A 25,219-nucleotide genomic window follows, 5' to 3' on the forward strand; every position below is an offset into this window, starting at 1 on the left:
TGCACTACTCAGTTAACTTGCCAACGTTAAGGCTTAACTTATGCGTCTGGTTTATATGTTGGGTTTTATAACTAGTTAATATGGGCGGCTTAATAGTCTGATTGTTTGGTTTTGACGCAGATTAGACTATCGAGCTATCGATTGTTGCCGCCGACTTACTTTGATTTGCTATTTAAGCTTGATGTAAGACCTGCTTGAATAAGCTAAGGCCTATCGTCTTGGCGAAAAAAGGGCCATTGCTGTGGCAATGACCCTGTGTAACGTTATGGTTTTAGCTAGTTAAGCCACGTAAACCTCAGCCATGCTGATTAACTCTTATGAGTAACGGCATCTGCTGGTGGATTCGCTGCTGTTTGTGACTCAGCGGCTCTGTTAGCGGCTTGCGTTGCCATTGCCTGCGCAAGTTTAGCGGCAATAAATCCAGGTGAGTGGCTATGCACTGAGATTAAGCGGTACATAGCAGGGATAATTAATAAACTCACTAAGGTCGCAAAGGCCATACCAAAAAATACTACAGTGCCAACAGATATGCGGCTCTCCGCGCCAGCGCCTGTGCTGATAATCAGCGGAATTGCGCCCACTAACGTAGTGAAGGCTGTCATTAAAATTGGGCGTAAACGGCGGCTTGAGGCTTGAATTACAGCATCATCAATGGCAAGTCCCTTGTCTCTTAATTGGTTGGCAAATTCAACAATCAAAATACCGTTTTTGGTGACCATGCCAATCAGCATAATCATGCCAATTTGGCTGTAAATATTAATGCCTTGGGAGGTAAACCACAGGCCAAGGAAGCCACCAAACACCCCCATAGGTACAGTGAGCATAACCACTAACGGGTTAATAAAGCTTTCAAACTGCGCCGCCAGCACTAAGTAAGCGACTAATAACGCTAAACCAAACACTATTAAGATACTGCTTTGATTTTCTTTATAGTCTTTCGATTCACCGCTATAGCCAATGTTAATGTCGGCTGGCAATTGTTCTATGGCTTGTTTATCAAGAAAATCGAGCGCCTGACCTAAGGTGTAGCCTTCGGCTAAGTTTGCTTTTAGGGTGATGGATTTTTGCTTATTGCTGTGACTGAGTTTTTGCGCCGAAGCCACTTCATCGACCGCTACTAAGTTATTGAGAGAGACTAAATCACCAAATTGACTGCGCAAATAAATGCTATTAAGCGAATCAGCATTATTAAAACTGTTTTCACTGCCGCGCAAATAGACATCGTATTCTTCGCCGCGCTCTACAAAGGTGGTTTCTTTGCGGCCACCTAGCATAATTTCTAAGGTGTCGGCGATATCTTTCACACTGATACCAAGCTCAGCGGCGCGCTGCTTATCTACCGTGACCATCAATTCAGGCGTGGTTTCGGCGTAATCTAAATCTATGCCTGTCATCATGCCGCTATCCATGGCTTGCTGTTGCAGCAATTGCGCCCAGTGATACAGCTCAGTGTAATCACTGCCGCCAATGACCAATTGTACGGCTTCACTCGATTGGCCACGAAAACCTGGCATCATGGGCCAAACGCGCACATCGGGAATATCTTTAAGTGCACCCGCAATCACGCCTAAGGCTTGCTCGGCATGTAAGTCTCTGTCTTCCCAGTCTTCCAGTAACATGATAACAAAACCGGTTTGATCGCCAGCGCGGCCACCAAAGGCTGGGGCCTGCACGCTGAATGAGCGCAAAATCCCTTGTTCAAGTAGCGGCATTAAGCGGCCTTCGACTATGTCCATATTGGCGCTCATGCGGTTATAACTCGTGCCTTCGGCGCCTTTAACAAAGGCAAACACTACGCCTCTATCTTCCTTGGGCGCTAATTGCGAAGGCACTTGTTGAGCTAACATCACGCTGCCCACTACGCACAAGATAATCACCAGTGGCGCGCCGTAGCGCCAACGTAAGCTATAGGCCAGCAGGCGCTGATAACTTAGCTCTAAGCGATCAAATGAGTGATTAATGCGCTGGGTCAGGCGATTGGGCGCGACATTGGCTTTAAGTAAATGGCTAGATAACACTGGGGTTAAGGTGAGGGCGATTAAAGATGAGAACATCACAGCTACCGCTAGCACCACCGAAAACTCAGTAAATAATAAACCAACCATGCCATCCATAAAGGAGATAGGTAAGAACACCATCACTAGCACTACTGTGGTGGCGATAACCGCAAAGCCCACTTCTCTGGTACCTTCAAAGGCGGCCACTAACGGTGGGCTGCCTTTTTCAATGTGATGGAAGATGTTTTCCACCACCACAATGGCATCATCCACCACTAAACCTATGGCTAAGATCAGTGCCATTAAGGTTAATAAGTTAATGGAATAGCCTAAGGCATAAGTGACGATAAAGGCAGATACCAGTGAGACTGGCACAGTCACCGCCGGAATTAAGGTGGCGCGCGCTTGGCCAATAAATAGATACAAGACCAAAACCACTAATAAACCTGTAACCACTAAGGTGGAATAGACTTCTTCAATGGAGCGCTTAATAAAGACAGTGCTGTCGTAATTGACGTTGAGCTCAGTACCAGCAGGCAAGTAGTTTTGCATGCGCTCAACTTCCGCCTTAACCTTTTGTGCCACGCTGAGTGGGTTCGCATCAGACTGCGCCACTATGCCTAAGCTTAAATTGACTACACCATCACTTTTATAGGTAGAGTTTTCATTCTCTGCGCCTAAATAGACATTGGCGACATCTTTGAGATACACAGGCTCTTTACTGCTAGGGTTCACCCGCAGATATTCAAAATCGCTTGCGCTTTGATACAGCCTTTGGGTGCGCACCGACATTACGCTGGTATCATTGCGAACTTGGCCTGCGGGCGCTTCAATATTTTCGCGCTGCAGCGCCGCGCTAATATCACTTGGGGTAATGCCGCGCCCAGCCATTAATACTGGGTTTAACTGCACATACATGACTTGATATAAGGCGCCGGATAAGTTCACTGAACTCACGCCGCTAATGAGGTTAAATCTGTCTTCTAAGACGCGCTGGGCGTAATCCGTGAGCTGAGTTCTATCCATGACTTCAGAGCGCAAATTGACATAAATAGCAGGCTCTCCGGAGCCATTATCTTTAGAGACTATAGGGTCATCCGCTGATTCTGGTAGGCGCCTTTGGGCTCTTGCGACGGCATCTCTGACATCACTCACGCCTTCGGTGAGATCAGATCCAAGCTCAAAAATCACAGTAATGCGCGACATGCCATTACGAGTGACAGAGGTGATTTCATCTATGCCGCTAATGCCAGTGATTTCATCTTCAAGGGTTTGGGTAATTTGGTTTTCAATAATGCTGGCAGACGCACCTTTATAGGTGGTCATGACCGACACGACAGGGCTTTCAACGTCCGGCATTTCTCGCACAGCAAGTTTTGTGAGCGATACTAAGCCAAATACGCACAATAACAGTGATAGCACTATGGCAACCACAGGGCGTTTTACTGACACATCAGAAAGTAACATTAGCTCGCTCCATTCACTTGGGCGGCGCCCGCAATGGTATCTTGGCTGGCGGCGGTTACTGACTCATGCTCTGGGACTAATGTCTTAATCGATAAGCCATCGCGCATATTAACTAAGCCTTGCACCACAATTTCATCGCCAACGTTAAGGCCTGATTCAATCAGAACCGAATCACCGACTCTATGACCTAATATCACTTCTTCGCGGCTCACTACTTGGGTGTCATTGACGACATACACAAAGCGCTTAGTACCTGAGTATTCAAGTGCTTGCACTGGAATGACCGGGGCGGTTACCGGTGCAAAGGTCAGCAGCGCTTGCATCATCATGCCCGGCATTAATTGTTTGGCGGGATTGTTAAACTCAACCCGTAAGGTCAGATTTAAAGTGTTGGCATTGATTCTTGGGTTGATGGCCTTAACTGTGCCAGTAAATGCTTGCTGCGGCCAAGCGGCGCTGCTGGCCTGAATATCCATGCCTAGTGATAATTGTGATAAATACTTTTCGGGGACGGCAATATCAAGTTTTAAACGCGATAAGTTATCAATACTGACTAATTCTGCGCCAGCAGCCACCATTTTGCCTGGGCTGAAATCAATGAGACCTGTGTGGCCTGCAAATGGCGCGCGCAGATAATGATAATTGGCATTGCTCTTGGCGGCATTTAGGCGGGCACTGGCAATATCCACTTGAGCGCGCTGGGCATCAATTTCACTTTGGGTAATAGCGTAGCTGCTGCTGAGCTTAATAAAGTCTCTTAGTTTGCGCTCTTCATCGTGCAATATGGCTTCTGCTTCTGCAACCGTGGCGCGGACGTGGCTATCTTCAAGGGTGATGAGTAAATCCCCCGATTTTACTGGCTGATTTTCAGCGATATGCACTTTATCTATCTTGCCGCTAATTTGCGGGGCTACCCACACAGATTCATAGGCTTCAAGTTTACCTATGAGTGAGAGTTGTTGCTCTAAACTCTGGCTCGACACAGTTGCTGTGATAACGGCTACCGGTTTTTTATTGGCTGCTGCCGCGGACATGCCACGTTTTTCAGCTCCTAGACCTTTAGCCGGCTGACTGTTAGCTAATAACGTACCCTTAGCATAATAAGTTACGCCTAAGGCTGTGATACCTAAGATTATTAGCATCAGCGCAAGTGTATTTTTCTTCATGTGAGCCAGACTTCTCCTGAACAAAGCGTCCCCAACCATCGGGATTAAGTGACACTATTGTAAAGAAAATTGGCGCGCCATAGGGTAAAGCAATGTAAAGCAAATTGGGTTTTGTGGGTAAAGTGTGATCTTGATCAGCTAAATGAGTGGGTAAGGGTATTTGCTTACGTTCGTTGGCAATGTGTTTTTCGGTCGCAGTTTTTTGTCTGGGTGACTTGCGCGGCTAATCTCTTGGCCTAGGCTTTTAGTCGAGGCAGAATTTGCCTGTTCTATTAACAATGGTTAATGCTTGATGGTTAATGAATAAGTGCCCGACTGATGCTACCTAAATTCATTGATTTAACTTAGCTAGACGCAAGTTAGTCATAGTTAATAATAAGGCCAGCAAAACGCTGGCCTTATTTTATACTCTTGCTAGTTCAGTTAACTAACGCAATGAATTACTTAGACATACGCTTGTACTTAAGGCGATGCGGTTCAACCACATCGGCGCCATAAGTGGCTTTTAACCAAGCTGAGTATTCGGTGTAGTTACCTTCGTAGAAGTTCACTTGGCCTTCATCGCGATAATCAAGAATATGGGTCGCGATTCTATCCAGGAACCAACGGTCGTGCGAAATAACCATAGCGCAACCTGGGAATTCCAATAAGGCTTCTTCCAGTGCTCGCAAGGTTTCAACGTCTAAGTCGTTGGTTGGTTCGTCGAGTAACAGTACGTTACCGCCTGCTTGCAGCAGTTTAGCTAAATGCACGCGGTTACGTTCACCGCCCGACAAGGAGCCAATGATTTTTTGCTGATCGCCACCACGGAAGTTAAAGCGGCCGACATAAGCGCGGCTTGGAATTTCCATGTTGTTAATACGCATGATGTCTTGACCACCTGAGATTTCTTCCCAAATAGTGTTCTTGTCATTCATCGAATCACGGAACTGCTCAACCGAGGCTAATTGTACGGTTTCACCGAGTTCAATGGTGCCACTATCTGGGGTTTCTGCGCCAGATAACATCTTGAATAAGGTGGATTTACCGGCGCCGTTAGCACCGATAATGCCGACAATGGCGCCTTTAGGGACTGAGAATGATAAGTTATCAATCAAGACGCGATCGCCATAAGACTTAGTGAGGTTATTCACTTCAATCACCTTGTCGCCTAAGCGCGGTCCTGGTGGAATGAACAACTCATTGGTCTCGTTACGCTTTTGGTAATCGTTGGTGTTCAGTTCTTCAAAGCGGGCCATACGCGCCTTGCCTTTAGATTGACGACCTTTAGAACCTTGGCGTACCCATTCAAGTTCTTTAGCTATGGTTTTTTGACGAGCGCTTTCTGTGGCCGATTCTTGCTTCAAACGGGCATCTTTTTGCTCTAACCATGAAGAATAGTTGCCTTCCCACGGAATACCTTCACCGCGGTCCAGTTCTAAAATCCAGCCAGCGGCATTATCAAGGAAGTAACGGTCGTGGGTAATAGCGACCACAGTGCCCGTGTATTCTTGTAAAAAGTGTTCAAGCCAAGCGACAGATTCGGCATCCAAGTGGTTGGTGGGTTCGTCGAGTAGTAGCATTTCTGGCTTTTCAAGCAGCAAGCGACAAATAGCTACACGGCGACGTTCACCGCCCGATAATACTTCGATTTTTTCATCCCAATCAGGCAGACGCAGGGCATTGGCTGCGCGCTCTAAGATGTTATCTAAGTTATGGGCATCTTGCGCCTGAATGATAGCTTCAAGTTCACCTTGCTCTTTGGCTAAGGCATCAAAGTCAGCATCTGGTTCAGCATATAAGGCATAGACTTCATCAAGGCGAGTCAAGGCATTTTTGGCAACGGCTACGGCTTCTTCAACGGCTTCACGCACAGTTTGCGTTGGATCAAGCTTTGGCTCCTGCGGCAGATAACCAATCTTAAGCCCCGGCATTGGCCGCGCTTCACCTTCAATCTCAGTATCAATACCGGCCATGATGCGCAGTAAGGTTGATTTACCCGAGCCGTTAAGACCCAAAACACCAATCTTGGCGCCCGGGAAAAAGCTTAAGGAAATATCTTTTAGAATTTGCTTTTTCGGCGGCACAATCTTGCCGACTCTAAGCATGCTATACACAAATTGAGCCATGTAATTTCTCGGTTTTTTGATAATGGAGCGAGTTTACTAAATTGCCTCTTTTGCTGCCAGTAGCAAGGTGAGTTTGCGCTTAATTTAAGCGCTTGGTGCAGTCATTATTAACAAGTCTATTAGTCGTCATAGTTAATCGCATAGTCATTGGTGCTTGAGCAGCAATGAGTCTTTGCTTACCTAAGGGGCAATTAACGCGGTCTTGATGAGGCTCATACGTTTAGGGTCTTGCTTATTTGCTGCGCTAAACAGCAAGCGCGTTTGCATGCTTTGGCTGTTAACTAAATAAAAGTCACCAGCATAAGTGTCGCTTTCTACATACACCACTAGATGCTTATTATCATGAGTGCGACTGGTGATGATGACAGGTGCGTCCTTAAATTTAGCCATTAAGGCTTGATGCAGTTGACTGTCTGGATTGGCAGGATTAAAGAAAATGTGTTGAGGAGACGCTGTCGTTTCTATTGGTGTTTTGGATTTTGATTGTTGAGTCGCTGGCGGCGCATCGATTCTGACGCCATACACTTGGTTGTCATGGATAAGTGCGTAAGTTGATGCCACTAACGCGGGTTGCAAAAGCATTTCTGCCCCCGTTGGCACTGTATATTGGTATAAAGCTGGCGCTTGCTCTGCCTCACTTTTTACAGCGTAAATATGCTGATTATCTTCACTAAAACCTAATGGCGTAAAACTATTGCCTGGATTGATAGCAAAGGGATGCCATTTTTCACCATAGCCTTGGCTGTAGAACACCTTGGTTTTGCCATCATCGTCAATGCCAGAGACTAAGCGCGGATTGCCCTGATGGTCGAGTACAAAGGTATTATCATCAAGGGATGAGCGTTTAATGGTGCGCTCGCCGCCGGTGTACACATTGATTTTAGTGACTTCAGTGCTGTTGCCTAAGCGGGTGGACGCAGTTTTGGCAATTAAAATGTGCTCATCATCGGCGCTTAGGCGGGATAGCCAATGGGCTGAGTAGCCAGAAATGATAATGCCGTTTTGCGAGCGCTCACCAAATATCATTTGTCCTTGCCCGCCATCATAGTTAACGGCGTAAAGCTCACTAATCATGTGTGGCGCTATTTTTCCCGTGCGTTCATTAAGCTCTATTACTACTCGCTGTGGATTAACCCAGTGAAAATTACCTATGTAGTTATCTTTGGGGGTGAAGTGATAGATGGGCGTGAGAGTATCTGTGGCTAATATCGTGAGGTTTTTTTGATGCGTATCATCAATCATCGCCGCTAAGTATTGGCCGTCAGGGGATATTTTTACGTTGTAGGCATGGGGGATATTCGCTAGCGGTTCTGCCGCGAAGGCATGGATGCTAAGTAGCATCAGAGACAATAACCTTAGCATCTAGTTTGCTCCTATTGTATTATTTTTATCATGTATATCAGAATGTTACTTCGAACACTTGTAAGGGTTAAGTCTTTTGTCGAATATTGATGACGCCGCAGTCAGTATTTTACTTGATAATCTTTTCATGCAAATCCTTTACATTTTGTAAACTTATCATTGATTTATGCCTATTTTCAATGATTGATTACCTGAGTTTTCCTACCTTTTTGGTCTTATTTACTGATATCGCAGGCCAAAGAGTCGCATGTGATTGCTAGCCCGCATTTACCTATGATCAGCAATAGAAGCAGATTATGTGCTGCAATGGTTAAAAATATTAATGCTTTGTTGCGTGCTAGTGTCGCTTATCTTGTTGAAAGTCGTTAATGTTTGCTGCCGAACCTTGTCGGTATGCAATAGGAATGCACTAAAGTGGGTAACCTTAGACGTAGCCGCTATCGGCCGATTTTCCTCTTAAGTTTGATTTTAATGCTCAACGCATGCGCCGCACCTTTGCTATTAATGTCACCGCAAGGGCAATTGATGTGGGCATTGTTTAAACCGTTAGTGGGGTTAGACCCTAATGATGTGGACTTATTTGAGCAGCCTTTGATTAAAGATAGGATGCAAGCTTTACTGGGATCTCAGTATGAAAATACTATGCAGGTACTAAGCACTGCCACAGAAATTCAGCAGCAAGGGCCACTGTTTTATGTAATCGCCAATCACAGTCCTATTCCTGAATTTGCCGAGGAGGCTGGATTAGTGTGGAACGCAGATACCAATCAATTAGCGACTATGTTGGTGACAGGCGGCTCGCCGCAAATTATTGCAGAGCAACTGGTCGATAAAAAGATGGCTATCTTGGGCGGCAAACAAGTGGCGGGATTGGCGCCCATATGGCCAAGTGAATTAATGGGCTTTGCGGAACTCGCTGCGCCTAATTAAGGTCAATCGAGCTGATTGGCATTAATTGCCATTATTTAGGCCTTAGGGGGCAACCACGCTAAGGCCTAAATTTATTAGCACTATTGCTAATAAAGCTACGGTTATTAAAAGGCTTGCTATTAAGGCGGTTGTTATTAAAACGACAGTTAATAGTTTTAATCTTTCGCCCACTGCTTAAGTAAGCTGCCAACGGCACTTTTGCTGGTTTTACCAATGGTTTGCATCTGCTTAAAGCTTGGCGCCATGGTTCGCGTTTGTGCTAGCTCGTTAATCATCACCATCCACAATTTGGCTGTCATTTGCGCATCGGCTAAAGCGCGGTGAAATACGCCATCATTATCTATCCTTTTAAAACGTACTAAATCCCCAAGTTTATGGGTGGGCGCCTCAGGAATGAGGCGGCGAGCAATGAGCATGGAGCAAGCAAATTGGCCAGAATAGCTATGATTTATCCGCTCAAATTCAGCATCTAAAAAACGTTTATCGAACGAAGCGTTGTGGGCCACGAGATGGCTGTCTCCCATAAAGCGCGCAAATTCACTCATCACTACATCGCTTTGGGGCGCAGTGCTTAGCATAGCGTTAGTAATGCCGGTATAACCTTCAATAAAACTGCTAACGCGGCAACCTGGATTAATCAGTTGCTGAAAGGTATCAACAACCTCGCCGTTAACTAATTTAACGGCGCCAATTTCGATGGCGCGATCACCTAAATTGGGCGATAAGCCTGTGGTTTCAAAGTCGAGAACGATAACCGAATGAGCAGGTGTAGCTGGCATAACAAGGAACCTTGATGGTGTGCATAAGTGAATAACGCGCGCAGTATATACTGCAATTGTGGCTTAAGGTCAGTTTTCAGAACACAGCGTTCAGGGCTAATGCAAGTATTTTCATGCGCTTCGGTCTGGGATTGTGACCCATAGCAGAGTAAACTAGCCGCCATTCGAGACGTATCCTACCTAATACCAAAGTTCACTTTGCTGCCGGAGTCGCTAATGCTGAAGAAAGACATGAATATTGCTGATTATGATCCACAATTGTTCGCCGCAATCGAGAACGAGACTCGTCGCCAAGAAGAACATATTGAGCTGATTGCATCAGAAAATTACACCAGCCCACGAGTCATGGAAGCGCAAGGTTCGCAGCTGACTAATAAGTACGCTGAAGGTTACCCAGAAAAGCGTTATTACGGTGGTTGTGAGTACGTTGATATCGTTGAAACCTTAGCCATTGAGCGCGCGAAAGAGTTATTTGGTGCCACCTATGCAAACGTGCAGCCGCATTCTGGCTCACAAGCTAACAGCGCAGTTTACATGGCGCTGTTGCAACCGGGTGACACTGTTCTTGGCATGAACTTGGCCCATGGCGGTCATTTAACTCATGGCTCACCAGTTAACTTCTCTGGCAAGCTGTACAACATCATTCCTTACGGCATCGATGAAACTGGTCATATTGATTATGACGAGATGGAACGCATAGCGATTGAGAAAAAGCCAAAGATGATGATTGGCGGTTTCTCTGCTTATTCAGGCATTGTCGATTGGGCAAGAATGCGTGCCATTGCTGATAAAATTGGTGCTTACCTGTTTGTGGACATGGCGCACGTAGCAGGTTTAGTGGCCGCGGCTGTTTATCCAGACCCATTACCGCACGCTCATGTTGTGACATCAACCACTCATAAAACCTTAGCGGGTCCACGCGGCGGTATTATTTTATCAGCCGCTAACGATGAAGACCTGTATAAGAAGCTGAACTCAGCCGTATTCCCAGGTGGTCAAGGTGGCCCGTTAATGCATGTTATCGCGGGTAAAGCGGTCGCCTTTAAAGAAGCATTAGAGCCAGAGTTTAAAATCTATCAACAGCAAGTCGTGCAGAATGCTAAAGCCATGGTGGCCGTATTCCTTGAGCGCGGTTACAAAATCGTCTCTGGCGGCACTGATAACCACTTAATGCTGGTGGACTTGATTGATAAAGGCATTACCGGTAAAGAAGCCGATGCGGCTTTGGGTCACGCTAACATTACGGTTAACAAGAACTCAGTACCTAATGATCCACGTTCACCGTTTGTGACCTCTGGAATTCGTATCGGTACGCCAGCTATTACTCGCCGCGGTTTTAAAGTAGATGAAGCTAAGTTGCTGACAGGTTGGATCTGTGATGTGCTCGATGACGTCAACGATTTAGCCAAAATTGAGCAAGTAAAGCAGCAGGTGCTTGAATTGTGCGCTAGGTTCCCAGTTTACGGTTAACCTTGGGGTTGAAATGCGATAGACTCTAATGGCCGCCTTTTGCGGCCATTTTTTGTTTGTCGCTATCTTGCCCGGAGGCAAAATGCATTGTCCTTTTTGCAGCGCTACAGAGACTAAAGTTATCGACTCGCGTTTGGTGGCCGATGGTCATCAAGTTCGCCGTCGCCGCGAATGTACGCTGTGCCATGAACGCTTTACCACCTTTGAAGGCGCCGAATTAGTCATGCCGCGCGTGATTAAACGCGATGGCAGTCGCCAGCCATTTGATGAAGAAAAACTGCGTGGTGGAATGCTCCGTGCCGTAGAAAAACGGCCAGTGTCTATGGATCAACTCGAACAAGCCCTGACCAAGATTAAATCGCAGCTTAGAGCGACCGGTGAGCGTGAAGTAAAATCTGAAATGATAGGTAACTTGATGATGGACCAATTAATGGTGCTGGATAAAGTTGCTTATATTCGTTTTGCCTCAGTGTACCGCGCGTTTGAAGATGTTTCAGAATTTGGCGAAGCCATCGCTAAATTACAAAAATAGTAAATAAGGTTAGCTCAGTGAATAATCCCTGGTCTTTGCAAGATGTCGCTTGTATGAATCGCGCCTTACTCTTAGCCGCTAAGGGACGCTATACCACAGCGCCTAACCCCAATGTGGGCTGCGTCATCAGTTTGCAAGGCCAGATTGTCGGTGAAGGTTATCATCAACGCGCCGGTGGCCCTCATGCTGAAGTATTTGCACTGCGTGAAGCCAAAGGTAAAACTCAAGGCGCTACGGCTTATGTGACCTTAGAGCCTTGCAGCCATTATGGCCGCACGCCGCCTTGCGCTTTAGGCTTAATTGAGGCCGGCGTTACGCGAGTCGTGATTGCTATGGTAGACCCTAATCCACAAGTTGCTGGTAAAGGCGTGGCCTTACTGGAGCAAGCTGGCATAAAGGTTGACATCGGCCTTAGGAGCGAGGCATCAAAGCAGTTAAATCCAGGCTTTTTGCACCGCATGGAAACAGGCCTTGCCCGAGTTAGTATTAAGCTTGCCGCCAGTTTAGATGGTAAAACTGCCTTAAGAAATGGCGTATCTAAATGGATCACAGGACCTGAATCAAGGCGTGACGTGCAGCGCATGCGCGCTCGTCACGGGGCGCTTATTACTGGTATAGAAACTGTTTTAGCCGATGATCCAACGCTTACTGTGCGCCATCAAGAGTTAGGTGAGTTAAGCAAGCATTTAGCGGCAGAAGATGTGATTCAACCTGTGCGCGTGGTACTCGACAGTCAAGCGCGCTTGCCCGCCAGCGCCCGTTTATTTAGTGCGCCAAGTCCGATAATTTTGGTGTCTGTGGCAGATTATGCTGATAGCACTAAGCAAAATTGGCCTGAACACATCAGCCATTGGCGCTGTCATGGCGATGATGATGGTCGCATTAATTTGCGCCTCTTGATTGAAAAACTGAGCGTGCAGCACCATTCCATTATGATAGAAGCGGGCGCAACCTTAGCGGGCGCCTTTATTGACCAAGGTTTGGTCGATGAACTGGTGTTATATCAAGCCATTAAAATTTTAGGTAGTCAGGGACGCAATCTAGTCAATCTCTCTGATTACAGTTGTCTAGATGACACGCCGCGCTGCCAATTGCTCGATGAGCGCGCCATAGGTGCAGATAGACGCTTAACATTAGGTTTCCTTTTAAAATCAGCCCATACAGGCGAGTAACTAAGATGTTTACAGGAATTATTGAAGCGGTAGGGACGTTACGTCAGTTAAACCGCCGGGGTGATGATATTCGCCTCAATGTCGCCAGTGGTAAGCTTGATTTAAGCGATGTGAAATTAGGTGACAGTATTGCCACCAATGGCGTGTGTTTGACTGTGGTGGAATGCTTAAGCGATGGTTATGTTGCCGATATTTCAGCCGAAACCGTAAGCTTGACCGGCTTTGCCCATTATCAAGTAGGCACTAAGGTCAACCTTGAAAAAGCCGTTATGCCAACAACCCGTTTAGGCGGTCACATGGTCAGCGGCCATGTAGATGGCGTTGCCCGTGTGGTTGAGCGCAGCATTCGCGGCAAAGCGATTGAATTCTGGTTAGAAGCCCCCGCATCGTTAGCGCGTTATATTGCGCATAAAGGTTCAATTACCATTGATGGCGTGAGCTTAACTGTCAATGAAGTGATGGATGCCCGTTTTCGTTTGACGATTGTGCCGCATACTGCAGGTGAAACCACCTTAGTGAATTTGGCAGTAGGGGCGAGCGTTAATATAGAGGTGGATTTAGTGGCGCGCTATTTAGAGCGCTTGTTACAGGCTCCAGCCGAGGCATCCTCCTCTGGAGTGACCATGGAGTTACTGGCAAGATCGGGATTCATGCGCTAAGTCGCCCCATTTTGTTAAGTGCAGTCAATTCTTTATTTTATAAATACAAATAGGTCTTAACGATGGCGCTACACAGCATAGAAGAAATCATTGAAGATATCCGTCTTGGTAAAATGGTTATCCTTATGGATGATGAAGACAGAGAAAATGAAGGCGATTTGATTATGGCGGCCGAAAAGGTCACGCCACAAGCTATCAACTTTATGGCCACTTATGGCCGAGGTCTGATTTGCCAAACCATGACTAAGGCGCGTTGTCAGCAGTTAGATTTACCGTTAATGGTGACTAACAATAATGCTCAATTCTCGACCAACTTTACTGTGTCGATTGAAGCCGCCGAAGGCGTGACCACAGGCATTAGTGCCCACGATCGCGCTGTGACTGTATTAGCTGCTGTTGCTAAAGACGCTAAAGCCTCTGATTTAGTCCAACCTGGTCATATCTTCCCATTGATGGCTCAAGATGGCGGCGTATTAACCCGCGCCGGTCACACTGAAGCCGGTTGCGATTTAGCGCGCTTAGCGGGCCTTGAAGCCTCAGGCGTGATTGTTGAGATTTTAAATGATGACGGCACTATGGCGCGCCGCCCAGATTTAGAAATTTTCAGCGAAAAACACGGCATTAAAATCGGCACCATTGCCGATTTAATTGAGTATCGCAATAACACAGAAACCACAGTAGTGCGTGAAGCTAAGTGTCATTTGCCAACGCGTTTTGGTGAGTTTGAGATGGTGACTTTCCGCGACACTATTGATAACCAGCTGCACTTTGCCTTAATCAAGGGCGATGTATCAACTAACCCATTGGTACGGGTGCACTTACAAAACACCTTTAATGACGTGCTGTATTCTGAGCGCGATCAATCACGCAGCTGGCCATTAGATAAAGCCATGGCGCGAATTGCGGCTGAAGGTGGCGTGTTGGTATTGCTCGATGGCCAACAACACACCTCAGATCTGCTAGCTAAAGTGAAAGCCTTTGAAGCTGAAGATAAAGGTCAAGCACAAGCCGCCGCTAAGTGGCAGGGCACGTCGCGCCGCGTGGGTATTGGTTCGCAAATCCTTGCCAACCTTGGCGTAACTCAGATGCGTTTATTGAGTTCACCTAAGAAATATCATTCGCTTTCAGGCTTTGGCTTAGAAGTTACCGAATACGTAGGTGAATAATCCCGCGTCGGAAAATCCATATTCCATTAAAATTGCATGATCAGGGCGCTATCCTCTGTGGTATGATGGCGTCACTTTTCGTCTCGGGTACGCACCGAGAATCGTGCTTTGCTAAATTTTAGGTAAGATAATGAACATAGTACAAGGTAATATCGAAGCGAAAAATGCCAAGGTGGCTATCGTTGTTTCTCGTTTTAATAGCTTTCTGGTTGAGAGTTTACTCGAGGGTGCTGTAGATACACTGAAGCGTTTCGGTCAGGTTCAGGAAGATAATATTACAGTGGTGCGTGTACCTGGTGCGTTTGAGTTGCCATTAGCGGCTCGTCGCGTTGCGGCCAGCGGTAAATTCGATGGCATCATCGCCTTAGGTGCGGTTATTCGTGGTGGCACACCACACTTTGATTTTGTTGCCGGTGAATGCAACAAAGGTCTAGCGCAAGTGTCATTAGAATTTGATGTACCGGTATCATTCGGTGTATTGACTACAGATACCATAGAGCAAGCTATTGAACGCTCTGGTACTAAAGCGGGCAACAAGGGTGGCGAAGCTGCTCTGGGTCTGCTGGAAATGGTCAATGTACTTCAAGAACTTGAACAACAGCTGTCATAGTAGGAAAAAACATGAAGCCTTCTGAGCGCCGTAAGGCCCGCCGTTTAGCGGTGCAGGCCATTTATTCATGGCAATTAAGTGGTAACAATATCGCCGATGTCGAGCATGAGTTTTTAACTGAGCAAGAATTGGGCGGTGTTGATGTTGCTTATTTCCGTGAGCTATTTGCTGGCGCGGCAACTAAATCAGGTCAGTTGGATGAGATTATCATCCCACACCTAGAGCGTCCTTTGGATGAAGTGTCTCCGGTTGAGAAAGCCATTTTGCGTTTAGCAACATATGAGCTGACTTTCCGTAAAGACGTGCCATACAAGGTTGTGATTAACGAAGCAATCGAACTGGCCAAGGCCTTCGGTGCGGAAGATGGTCATAAGTTTGTTAACGGCATCCTAGATAAATTGGTTGCTCGTAAATAAGAATAAAAACGGTATCTTCGGATACCGTTTCCTTTATCAGGAGCAGACAGTCTGCCTGTCTGATAGTCAGTGAAAGAATTCCAGCTCATAGAAAAGTATTTCCAAGGACGGGGACCGCTACGCAAAGACGTGGTGCTGGGCATAGGTGACGATTGCGCCTTGCTGAAACCTGCCATACGAAAATCCATTGCTATCTCTTGCGACACCTTAGTCGAAAACACCCACTTTTTCCCTGATATGCCGGCCCAAGCCCTTGGCTATAAAGCCTTAGCGGTTAATTTGTCAGACTTAGCTGCCATGGGCGCCGAGCCTGCGTGGATGACGCTCGCCTTAACTTTGCCAGAAGTGGATGAAGCGTGGATAAAAGACTTTAGTGAAGGTTTTTTTGAAGCCGCCGATTACTACTCCATTGCGTTAGTCGGTGGGGACACCACTTGTGGTCCCAAATCTATTACAATCACAGTGCAAGGACTGGTGCCAGAAGGCGCGGCATTAACCAGACAAGGCGCTAAAAACGGTGATTGGATCTATGTGACCGGCACGTTAGGTGATTCTGCCCTCGGTCTTGATATTATTCGCGGCGCCGTTGATGTGCGCCCTGAATATCGCCAAGCACTCATTACTCGTCATTATCATCCAACCCCAAGAGTGCTTGCCGGCCAGTCACTGCGCAATATTGCTACTAGTGCCATCGATATTTCTGATGGGTTACTCAGTGATATCGCCCATGTGCTTAAAGCCTCTCACTGCGGCGCAGAAATTGAAATTAATGATTTACCTATGTCGCAAGGGCTTAAAGATTGCGTCAGTGAAGAGCAGGCTCGTCAGTACGCACTGTGCGGTGGCGAAGATTACGAGCTGCTATTTACTGTGCCAGAGAGTCAAAAGGGCGCTCTGCACATGGCCTTAACTCAGGCTGGGGTTCGATTTACCTGTATCGGTCAAATACGTTCCGGCAAAAAATTGAAATTAACACTCAATGGCGCGCCTTTTGAGGCAAGCTTCACTGGATTTGAGCATTTTAAATGAAATGGTTAGCGCAAGATCCCGCGTTAAAGAAATTATCCTTAAAAAACCCAGTGCACTTTTTGGCGTTGGGTTTTGGCTCAGGATTAGCCGCTAAGGCGCCTGGTACCTTTGGTACCTTAGCGGCCATTCCGGTATTTCTATTATTAGCGCCTTTAGGTTTATATGGCTATTTAGCCGTGACATTGGCTGTGATAATCGCAGGTATTTTTATTTGCGATCGCGCCGCTCACGATATGGATGTGCACGATCATGGCGCCATTGTTTGGGATGAAGTGGCTGGTCTACTCATCACCTTAATCGCCGTGCCAATGCAATGGCAGTGGATAGCGTTAGGCTTTGTGTTGTTTCGGGTATTTGACATTATAAAGCCTTGGCCAATTCGCTGGCTTGATGCCAAAGTCGAAGGCGGTTTTGGCATTATGATTGATGATGTCGTTGCGGGTATTTTTGCCTTTATCTCATTACAGCTGTGTATTTATTGGTTTGCTTAAGCGCTAACACCCGTTAGTTAATGAAAGATGTCGCCCTGTTGGCGGCATTTTTTTTGCCACTTTTTTACTGACTTATTGCTGATTACACTGGCTTAACGCTGCTGGGGAAGGGGTATTGCTTATTGTGGGATGAATACTGGTAGCTATTAGCTATGAGCACTCGAAGCATGAGTTTTAAGATAAATGCCTGGTGAATAAACCGATAATAAAAGAGAACCAGGCATTTATCGGCAGGATTATTTCAAGCGATTAAGTCGTGACTGACAGTCATCCAGTAAATAATCACTGATCTCACGGTACATATCTTTGCATTGGCATTGTTCAAGCAATAACTTAATGGTGACCAGTGCATGCTCGCTGCCATTAATCTTTTCAGTCAGCAGACCAAAGTAAATTTGTTTTTCGGCATCTTTGCGTATGGTTAATGCCCCTACTTGATATACCACCTCACCGCCTTGGGCGTGCCATTTAGCAATTCTGTCTAACGCAATTTCACAGGCATGATTGATTTCTATGTGTTGTCTCCAATCACACTCATTGGGGCTGTCTATCTGAGTTTCGCTACGGACTGTGTAATTAACAACGTGGGTAATAGCTGTCATAAGTCTTGCTCCTGCAATGATAGGTTCACACTCAGCATGGATCTTTAGCTGAACGGGGTCAATCTAAGGTTGGGTGTTTTTTACTATAGTAGACTCGCTTGCTGCTTCTTCCCGCCGTAAATAGTTGCGGTGGATAGCACCATTAGCCTCACTGAATGGCTTCAGTGAGGCTTACATCGCTTATAAGGCGTTAGTGAAGATTTGACAAATTTCAGCGTGGGTAGCCTGTTTAGGGTTAGTAAAACCACAAGCATCTTTCAGTGCGTTTTTAGCAAGGGTTGGAATATCATCAGCCTTAACGCCAAGCTCAGTTAAGCTCGCTGGAATATTAACGGCTTTTGCCAAGGTTTTTATTGCACTAATGGCGGCCTGCGCGCCCGCGCTCGCTGTCATCGTTTGAATGTCGACACCCATGGCTTTAGCCACATCGGCTAAGCGCTCTGCTGCCACTTCGGCATTATAGGCTTGCACATAAGGCAGTAACAAGGCGTTACACACCCCATGAGGTAAGTCATACATGCCGCCTAATTGATGCGCCATGGCATGCACATAACCTAAGCTCGCATTGTTAAAAGCCATGCCAGCTAAGAATTGGGCATAAGCCATTTGCTCACGCGCTGCAATATTCTGACCATCGTGAACGGCGGTTTCTAAGTTAGCAGCAATCAGCTCAATGGCCTTAATCGCGCACGCATCAGTAATAGGGTTAGCGGCAATCGACACATAAGCTTCAACGGCGTGTGTGAGCGCGTCCATACCTGTAGCGGCAGTCAGTGCCGCAGGCTTTTTAAGCATCAACTCTGGATCATTGACCGACAGTACAGGCGTAGTGTTTTTATCCACAATCGCCATTTTTATGTGGCGAGTTTCATCTGTGATGATGCAAAAACGCGTCATTTCACTGGCTGTACCCGCGGTAGTATTAATCGCAACCAGTGGCAACTGCGGCTTAGTTGATACGTCTACGCCTTCATAGTCCTTGATAGAGCCGCCATTGGTGGCCACTAAAGCAATGCCTTTAGCGCAATCGTGAGGTGAGCCGCCACCCAGAGAAATAACAAAGTCACATTGATATTTATTGAGGAGCGCAAGACCCGCCTCCACATTACCCATGGTTGGGTTAGGCTGCACGCCATCAAAAATGGTGGCTTGAATGTCTTTTTGATTGAGCTTGTCGGTTAATGTTGCGACTAAGCCAATACTCACTAACGGTTTATCGGTAACTATTAGCGCGTGTTTGAATCCTAAGGTGCAGATATCACCAATCGCCTCATCGAGTGCGCCTTGACCCAATACGTTTACAGCAGGAATAAAAAATTTAGCAGCCATTATAGACCTCATTAAAGTAAGTAAATTTGCTACGTCATCGCTTTTAGCAAAACCATCAAGTAGCAATATTTCCTATCTAGCTAATCCCTTATGTGATTAAACTAACAGCTTGGTCGCCCCCTTTAATTGATGGTGATCACAGTTTTTGGGGGGAGGAATATTAAGCTGAATGTTTTTATAACTAGGTAACAAAAATCCACTATTTGGTAGTGAGGTCACTAATTAGCGCTAGAGTGTGGTCGCCATGGGGCAAAACTGCTGCAGTTTTTACTGCGTAGGCGGATGGCTTGGTCTCTGGTACAATTAGCGCTGTCTTTTTTTAACGAAAACCTCCATGAACTTTGCTGAACTTGGCTTAAATGCCGGCACGTTAGAACGTCTAGAATCCTTGAATTATCACACGCCGACCGATGTGCAGCGTGAAGCTGTGCCTGCTATTTTAGCGGGTAAAGATGTCATAGCTCAGGCGAGTACTGGCACAGGTAAAACCGCCGCATTTAGTTTGCCACTAGTGCAATGCTTAGTGACGGCTGCCAGTGAGCCTGAGCCGAGAGTATTAATCTTGGCGCCAACGCGAGAATTAGTCGCGCAGTTAGCGGAAAAGCTAGCGATTTACTCGGCCGGTAGCGGCCTTAATATCACCGCGCTTTATGGCGGCGCCAATATTCAGGTGCAGCGCAAACAATTAGCCTCTGGCTGCGACATTGTGATTGCAACCCCTGGGCGCTTATTTGATTTACTTGGCCAACAAGCCATTAGACTTGATGCCATTGAATATTGGGTCATAGATGAAGCCGATCGCATGCTCGATATGGGCTTTGTGCCTGATGTTGAAAAGCTGTCACGCATCTTGCCAGGCAAGAGACAAACCTTGTTATTCTCAGCGACCTTTGATGATTCAGTGCAAGGTTTAGCTGCTAAAATCACGCACAATGCCGAACAAATTGCACTGACCAGTCAGCGTGTACCGAGTCTGTTAAGTCAGCAATTATTGTTACTGGCGTCATCGCGTAAAGCTGAATGGTTAGCTGAATACGTAGGTAAAAACAATCTGCAGCAAGTATTAGTGTTTACTAGCACTAAGCAAGCCGCTGATGATTTAGCTAAAGAGCTCACCCTTGATGGCATTCGCACCCAAGCGTTTCATGGCGATAAGACCCAAGGCGCGAGAATGCGCGCACTTGAAGCCTTTAAAACCTTAAATTGCCGCGTATTGGTAGCCACCGACTTAGCCGCGCGCGGCTTAGATATTACTGCCTTGCCATTAGTGGTTAACTTTAGTTTGCCAGATAGTGCTGAAGATTTTATTCACCGCATTGGCCGCAGCGCCCGCGCAGGTCAAGCTGGTATGGCGATTACCTTAATTAGCCCATCTGAGCGTTTAGCTTGGCAAGAAGTGGCAGCACTGCTGGATGACGCGCCAGAAATGGTTACCCCAGAAGGCTATGCGCTCAATAAGGACAGTGTGCATATTCAGCATCAAGCCGCGCTGAGCCCTGCGAAAAAAGTATTTCATCACCGCAAAAAACGCGCCGCGACTAATTCACAAGGCATTAAGCCTCATGGTAATAAGTTTGGCAGCAAGTTTAAAAATGATAAGCCTCAAGGCGGCAAAACCTCAGGTGGCGATAGCGGTCAACAAGGCAATAGAAGCGGTAAATTTAGTCGCAATAATAAGCCGTCATCTAAGTAAGAGAGCTGTTATCAATGAAACCAATGGATATTGCCGCCGGTGAACCGCTATTAAACGAGCCGATTGGTCGCTTGTTTTGGCGTTATAGCATACCCACCATTATGTCTATGCTAGTCACAGGTGTGTATGTGACCATAGATGGCATCTTTATTGGTCACTATTTAGGTGAGCAAGGGTTAGCGGCGTTAATGCTTGCTTACCCTGTGGGCGCTGTGCTCTATGCTATCGGCGCTATGGTAGGCATGGGGAGCGCCGCTTTGGTCTCCATCAACCTAGGCCAAGGCAATAAGGATAAGGCGTGCCATTTTGTGGGTAACGCCTTAAGCCTTAGCTTAATTGCTGGCTTAGTGATGGCGGTGTTTGGCAGTCTAGCTAGTCGCGACATTTTGATTTGGCTGGGCGCAGAAAGCGATATTTTAGCGGGTGCTTATGACTACCTAGTGTGGTATTTCCTGCTTGGGGTGTTTCCCATACTGTCGCTGACCTTTACCTCGTTACTGCGCAATGACGGTCGCCCGGGCTTTGTTACTTGTGTGCTGATAGCGGGCGGTTTGCTTAATATCTTGCTAGATTGGCTGCTTATCGTGGTCTATCCCATGGGGTTAGCAGGCGCTGCCATTGCCACTATGCTGACTCAAGCCATGACAGGGCTTGTGTGTTTGCAGCACTTTTTCTCAAGCAAGACTGAGCTGCGCATTCGCTGGCACAAGCTGCGTTTAACCATAGATAATTGCCTTAATATCGCGCGGGTAGGATTTCCGAGCATGTTGATGACCTTGTATTTATCTGTGGTACTGACCTTACACAACATGGCGTTTTTATGGGTAGGCGGGCCAATTTTAGTGGCAGCCTATGGGGTGGTGAGTTACACCGAAGCTATCTTCTATTTAATCTTTGAAGGCATAGCGTTTGGTACTCAACCTATCTTAAGTTATAACGCTGGTGCTGGTCGCTACGACAGGGTTAAACAAGCGCGCAAACTGGCCTTTAGCGTGACCTTAGCCACCGCCTTTATTGGTTTGTTGCTGATTTATGGTTTCCCGCAGGCCTTAGTGTATTTGTTTGCTGGCGATAATGAAGTCTTAACGCCAATTGCTGTTGAAGGTATGCGCTTGTATTTTTGGGGCTTGCCTATGGAAGGGTTATTGTTAGTGGGCGCAAGCTTCTTCCAAGCCATTAATTGCAGCCGCGAAGCCTCGATTTTGACTGCCAGTAAATTAGTGCTGATTGCTGTGCTTATTTATGGTTTAGCTTGGTCGTTAGGGGCTACTGGCGTGTGGTTAGCCATTCCTATTTGCTCATGCATTTTAGCTGTGTGGATGTGGTTTGCGATTAAGCGTCAAGATGGACTGCATGCGTAAGACGTATGTGAGTGTTAATGGCAACTTGCCAGTGTATAAGTTTATAGAAACCTAATTTATCTCCATGCTGTGCATAAAAAACGCCCCAAGCTTTGGGGCGTTTTTATGAGTGCGAAAGAAGCTATTAGCTTACACAGCTAAAGCTTACACTAAATAGACATTCAAGCTGCAAGCGCCATGGGCGCCAACTACTAGAGCTTGCTCGATATCCGCGGTCTTAGATGGGCCTGCAATAAACACCCCAAACTCACCGCTATTTAAGCTAATGCGTTCCATGGCGCTATGCATATTAGGTACTAAGGTATTGGCCTTAACCACTAATAACAGGTTTTCACAAATAAACGGTGTGACTCTGTGACCTTGTGGCTGCTTAACCCAAATGGCGCCGTTTTCGGCTACGGCTAGCTCACCACTTAAAATCGCATAATCAATATCTTGCAGCTCATGGGCTGTGGTTGGGATGTCACGGTTGCCAGGGATTTCTGGGCATAATGAAATCACTTGCTTACCTTCTGCGGTAAGCATTGCTACCTGCCCTTGAATTGCCGTCATGCCATCTTGGCTATGCAAGGTGCCAGCCACTGTGGCTAGCGAGCTGGCAAATTGACCGACTAAGTCATCAATCCGAGCAGGCACATTAATGGCCGGCATGGCCACTGGGGTGGTCGCCGAGTGGGTTAATGCCTGTAAAATTTCCAGTTTGCTCGACATGACTTAGCTCCTATTGTTTTTGTACCAGCGCTCAAAGCTGGATTCTGGTGCAACTGGTAACTCACGATACTTGCCCCAAGCGCCTGAGAACGGCTTGAGCAAAGAGTGAGGTAAAATACGTAGTGACGTTCTAGCAATACCCATAGAGGCGTTCAGTAAGATTTCACTCGCCATCAACTTACCTACTAATGGCATATAACTTGATTTGCCATAAGGTAGGGTGCCAGCCTCAGCTTTAAGGCGGCGATGATGATGAATGATCTTATCTAACGGCACCTTGGTTGGGCACACAAACGAGCAACTGCCGCATAAGGTACAAGCCCAAGGGATGGAGTGAGTGTCATCATGCTGAGCGCCAACGGCTATGCCAATAGGGCCAGGAATGGTGTAGTTATAGCTAAAGCCACCACTGCGGCGATACACAGGACAAGTGTTAAGACAGCCACCACAACGAATACACTTAAGCGATTCAGCTAAAATCTTATCTTTTAGCATGTCGCTGCGACCGTTATCCACGATGATGACGTGCATTTCGCCATTCTCTTGCGGGCCGCGGTAAAAACTTGAATAGGTAGTGATCGGCTGGCCAGTCGCATTACGGGCTAAGGTGCGCAGCAGTACGCCTGAGCTTGCAAGGTCAGGTAATACTTTATCAATACCCATGGAGTGCAATTGTAACTTGGGCAAGTTAGCACCCATATCGGCATTGCCTTCATTGGTACAGACAACCACAGCGCCTTGGTCAGCAATGGCCATATTCACGCCTGTCATGGCGGCATCGGCACTTAAAAATTGCTCACGTAAATGGGCTCTTGCAGCGCGGGTCAGGTAAGTTGGATCTGACGCGCCTTTCTCTGTGCCAAGCTTTTCATGGAACAGCTCGCCCACTTCTTCTTTTTTAAGATGAATGGCTGGCACGACAATGTGCGATGGCGGCTGCTTTTTCAGCTGAATAATGCGCTCACCTAAGTCAGTGTCGATAACTTCAATGCCGCGCTCTTCTAAATAGGGATTGAGGTGACATTCTTCTGTCAGCATTGACTTAGATTTCACCAGTTTTTTAACCTGATGCTTAGCTAAAATGCCGTGCACTATTTGGTTGTGCTCATGGCCATCTTTCGCCCAGTGCACTTGAATACCATTGGCTAAACAGTTTTTTTCAAACTCTTCTAAATACTGGCCAAGGTTACTTAAGGTATGAAGTTTAATCTCGCTACCTAAGGTGCGCAGTTGCTCCCACTCAGGCAAGCTGCCCGCGGCGCGGTCGCGTTTTTCGCGCAGCATCCATAAGGCTTTAGAATGCCAATCGACTCTGGCTTCATCTTGGCAAAATTTAGCGGCACGCTCGGCATGAGTGAGCCCTTGATCTGCATGTGTCATCGACATGGAATTCTCCTTACAGGGCCGCGTTCAGTACTTGGGCTATGTGGCGGGTTTGAATGAGTAAATGTTGGCGACGCATCATGCCATCAAGGTGTAACAAGCAAGAAGGATCAAAACCTACGGCATAGACAGCGCCAGTATCGGCGTGAGCTTGGGCTTTATCTTTGCCCATTTTGGCAGAGACTGCGCCTTCATCGACGGCAAAGGTGCCACCAAAACCGCAGCACTCGTCATGGCGTTCCGGATAGACGATTTCAATGCCAGCAATTGGCGCTAACACAGCTTCAATTTTATTAAACTTAGGGCCCATAGATTCAGATGGGCTAGCTAAGTTGAGCATGCGAATACCATGGCAGCTTAATTGCAAACTGATCTTATGCGGGTAAGGGCGGGCAAATTGCTTGATAGGTGCGACATCGTGCAGAAATTCAGTTAACTCATACAGTTTATCAATCACAGCTTGCGCTTCAGGTGATGAGTCAAATTCATGGAAGTTTTCTTTGGCGGCCACAAGGCAAGAGGCAGCAGGGCAAACAATGGCATCACACTCAACCCCTTTAAAAGCATTGAGTAATTTTAAAGTGGTTTTCTTAGCTTCATCGTAACAGCCTGAGTTAGTCATAGGTTGACCGCAGCAGGTTTGGCCTTCGGGTAGGATCACTTGATGGCCTAATTTTTCAAGTAGTTCTAAGGTAGCTATCGCCACCTCTGGCATCATTTGATTGACTAAACAAGGTATAAACAGAGCAATTTTCATGGTCACATCCAGCATGTTGTGGCGATGAC

At 46.7% G+C, this 25,219-nt stretch carries 21 protein-coding genes and 1 pseudogene; 12 read left to right on the plus strand and 10 right to left on the minus strand.

Annotation, left to right across the window (positions count from 1 at the left end):
- Window positions 1-308: 308 nt before the first annotated feature.
- From AC1HDP_RS00375 to AC1HDP_RS00390, 4 genes are all read right to left on the minus strand, one after another.
- Window positions 309-3,464 (minus strand): multidrug efflux RND transporter permease subunit, encoded by a 3,156-nt coding sequence (locus tag AC1HDP_RS00375; protein ID WP_479637215.1) that lies wholly within the window; start codon window positions 3,462-3,464, stop codon window positions 309-311.
- Window positions 3,464-4,630: an efflux RND transporter periplasmic adaptor subunit gene (locus tag AC1HDP_RS00380; protein WP_479637216.1), complete on the minus strand. Its 1,167-nt coding sequence runs from the start codon at window positions 4,628-4,630 to the stop codon at window positions 3,464-3,466. Before AC1HDP_RS00380 ends, AC1HDP_RS00375 begins: the two co-directional genes overlap by 1 nt.
- A 440-nt stretch (window positions 4,631-5,070) precedes the next feature.
- Entirely contained in the window at window positions 5,071-6,738 is a 1,668-nt protein-coding gene (gene ettA / locus AC1HDP_RS00385) for an energy-dependent translational throttle protein EttA (protein ID WP_479637217.1), read from the minus strand.
- A gap of 180 nt (window positions 6,739-6,918) precedes the next feature.
- A complete protein-coding gene (locus tag AC1HDP_RS00390) occupies window positions 6,919-8,100 on the minus strand; it encodes a hypothetical protein (RefSeq protein ID WP_479637218.1) in 1,182 nt (393 codons plus the stop codon).
- Between the two features lie 471 nt (window positions 8,101-8,571).
- On the opposite strand from AC1HDP_RS00390, the pseudogene AC1HDP_RS00395 reads away from it, so the two are divergent.
- Window positions 8,572-9,012: pseudogene (locus AC1HDP_RS00395) on the plus strand (hypothetical protein); the annotation flags it as partial.
- A gap of 173 nt (window positions 9,013-9,185) precedes the next feature.
- On the opposite strand, the gene AC1HDP_RS00400 reads toward AC1HDP_RS00395, so the two are convergent.
- Window positions 9,186-9,809 (minus strand): 3'-5' exonuclease, encoded by a 624-nt coding sequence (locus AC1HDP_RS00400; RefSeq protein WP_479637219.1) that lies wholly within the window; start codon window positions 9,807-9,809, stop codon window positions 9,186-9,188.
- A gap of 216 nt (window positions 9,810-10,025) precedes the next feature.
- Between AC1HDP_RS00400 and glyA the strand changes: the two genes are divergently transcribed.
- The 9 genes from glyA to AC1HDP_RS00445 all read left to right on the plus strand — a co-directional run bounded on the left by glyA (window position 10,026) and on the right by AC1HDP_RS00445 (window position 17,354).
- On the plus strand, window positions 10,026-11,279 hold the full coding sequence (gene glyA / locus AC1HDP_RS00405) for a serine hydroxymethyltransferase (protein ID WP_479637220.1): 1,254 nt from the start codon (window positions 10,026-10,028) through the stop codon (window positions 11,277-11,279).
- 82 nt (window positions 11,280-11,361) lie between these two features.
- Window positions 11,362-11,811 (plus strand): transcriptional regulator NrdR, encoded by a 450-nt coding sequence (nrdR, locus tag AC1HDP_RS00410; RefSeq protein WP_140931761.1) that lies wholly within the window; start codon window positions 11,362-11,364, stop codon window positions 11,809-11,811.
- Between the two features lie 53 nt (window positions 11,812-11,864).
- Window positions 11,865-12,983: a bifunctional diaminohydroxyphosphoribosylaminopyrimidine deaminase/5-amino-6-(5-phosphoribosylamino)uracil reductase RibD gene (gene ribD, locus AC1HDP_RS00415; RefSeq protein ID WP_479639788.1), complete on the plus strand. Its 1,119-nt coding sequence runs from the start codon at window positions 11,865-11,867 to the stop codon at window positions 12,981-12,983.
- Between the two features lie 5 nt (window positions 12,984-12,988).
- Entirely contained in the window at window positions 12,989-13,642 is a 654-nt protein-coding gene (locus tag AC1HDP_RS00420) for a riboflavin synthase (RefSeq protein WP_140931763.1), read from the plus strand.
- Between the two features lie 62 nt (window positions 13,643-13,704).
- Window positions 13,705-14,808: a bifunctional 3,4-dihydroxy-2-butanone-4-phosphate synthase/GTP cyclohydrolase II gene (ribBA, locus tag AC1HDP_RS00425; RefSeq protein ID WP_140931765.1), complete on the plus strand. Its 1,104-nt coding sequence runs from the start codon at window positions 13,705-13,707 to the stop codon at window positions 14,806-14,808.
- A gap of 130 nt (window positions 14,809-14,938) precedes the next feature.
- The gene (ribH, locus tag AC1HDP_RS00430) at window positions 14,939-15,418 is read left to right on the plus strand and encodes a 6,7-dimethyl-8-ribityllumazine synthase (RefSeq protein WP_140931767.1); all 480 of its coding nucleotides are present in this window, start codon (window positions 14,939-14,941) and stop codon (window positions 15,416-15,418) included.
- An 11-nt stretch (window positions 15,419-15,429) separates the two neighbouring features.
- Window positions 15,430-15,834 carry a transcription antitermination factor NusB gene (nusB, locus tag AC1HDP_RS00435; RefSeq protein WP_140931769.1) on the plus strand — a complete coding sequence of 135 codons (405 nt, stop codon included), beginning with the start codon at window positions 15,430-15,432 and terminating at the stop codon, window positions 15,832-15,834.
- 69 nt (window positions 15,835-15,903) lie between these two features.
- A complete protein-coding gene (gene thiL / locus AC1HDP_RS00440) occupies window positions 15,904-16,863 on the plus strand; it encodes a thiamine-phosphate kinase (RefSeq protein WP_479637221.1) in 960 nt (319 codons plus the stop codon).
- A complete protein-coding gene (locus AC1HDP_RS00445; RefSeq protein ID WP_140931773.1) occupies window positions 16,860-17,354 on the plus strand; it encodes a phosphatidylglycerophosphatase A family protein in 495 nt (164 codons plus the stop codon). Before thiL ends, AC1HDP_RS00445 begins: the two co-directional genes overlap by 4 nt.
- Before the next feature lie 236 nt (window positions 17,355-17,590).
- Here the strand turns inward: AC1HDP_RS00445 and AC1HDP_RS00450 are convergent, their stop codons facing one another.
- Both AC1HDP_RS00450 and yiaY read right to left on the minus strand, forming a co-directional pair.
- The gene (locus AC1HDP_RS00450; protein ID WP_479637222.1) at window positions 17,591-17,956 is read right to left on the minus strand and encodes a cytoplasmic protein; all 366 of its coding nucleotides are present in this window, start codon (window positions 17,954-17,956) and stop codon (window positions 17,591-17,593) included.
- Between the two features lie 180 nt (window positions 17,957-18,136).
- A complete protein-coding gene (gene yiaY, locus AC1HDP_RS00455) occupies window positions 18,137-19,285 on the minus strand; it encodes an L-threonine dehydrogenase (RefSeq protein WP_479637223.1) in 1,149 nt (382 codons plus the stop codon).
- A 334-nt stretch (window positions 19,286-19,619) separates the two neighbouring features.
- Between yiaY and AC1HDP_RS00460 the strand changes: the two genes are divergently transcribed.
- Window positions 19,620-20,978, plus strand: coding sequence for a DEAD/DEAH box helicase (locus AC1HDP_RS00460; RefSeq protein WP_479637224.1), 1,359 nt, complete (start codon window positions 19,620-19,622; stop codon window positions 20,976-20,978).
- Between the two features lie 14 nt (window positions 20,979-20,992).
- Window positions 20,993-22,339, plus strand: a complete 1,347-nt coding sequence (locus AC1HDP_RS00465; protein ID WP_479637225.1) for an MATE family efflux transporter — start codon at window positions 20,993-20,995, stop codon at window positions 22,337-22,339.
- A gap of 144 nt (window positions 22,340-22,483) precedes the next feature.
- On the opposite strand, the gene AC1HDP_RS00470 is transcribed toward AC1HDP_RS00465, so the two are convergent.
- From AC1HDP_RS00470 to AC1HDP_RS00480, 3 genes are read right to left on the minus strand one after another with little or no spacing between them, the layout of a single operon-like run.
- The gene (locus AC1HDP_RS00470; protein WP_479637226.1) at window positions 22,484-23,050 is read right to left on the minus strand and encodes a LutC/YkgG family protein; all 567 of its coding nucleotides are present in this window, start codon (window positions 23,048-23,050) and stop codon (window positions 22,484-22,486) included.
- 3 nt (window positions 23,051-23,053) lie between these two features.
- Complete coding sequence (locus tag AC1HDP_RS00475; RefSeq protein WP_479637227.1) at window positions 23,054-24,436, minus strand: lactate utilization protein B; 1,383 nt, start codon at window positions 24,434-24,436, stop codon at window positions 23,054-23,056.
- Window positions 24,437-24,446: 10 nt separating this feature from the next.
- A complete protein-coding gene (locus tag AC1HDP_RS00480; protein ID WP_479637228.1) occupies window positions 24,447-25,190 on the minus strand; it encodes a (Fe-S)-binding protein in 744 nt (247 codons plus the stop codon).
- Between the last annotated feature and the right edge of the window lie 29 nt (window positions 25,191-25,219).

It is taken from the genome of Shewanella sp. ISS20 (assembly GCF_056522965.1).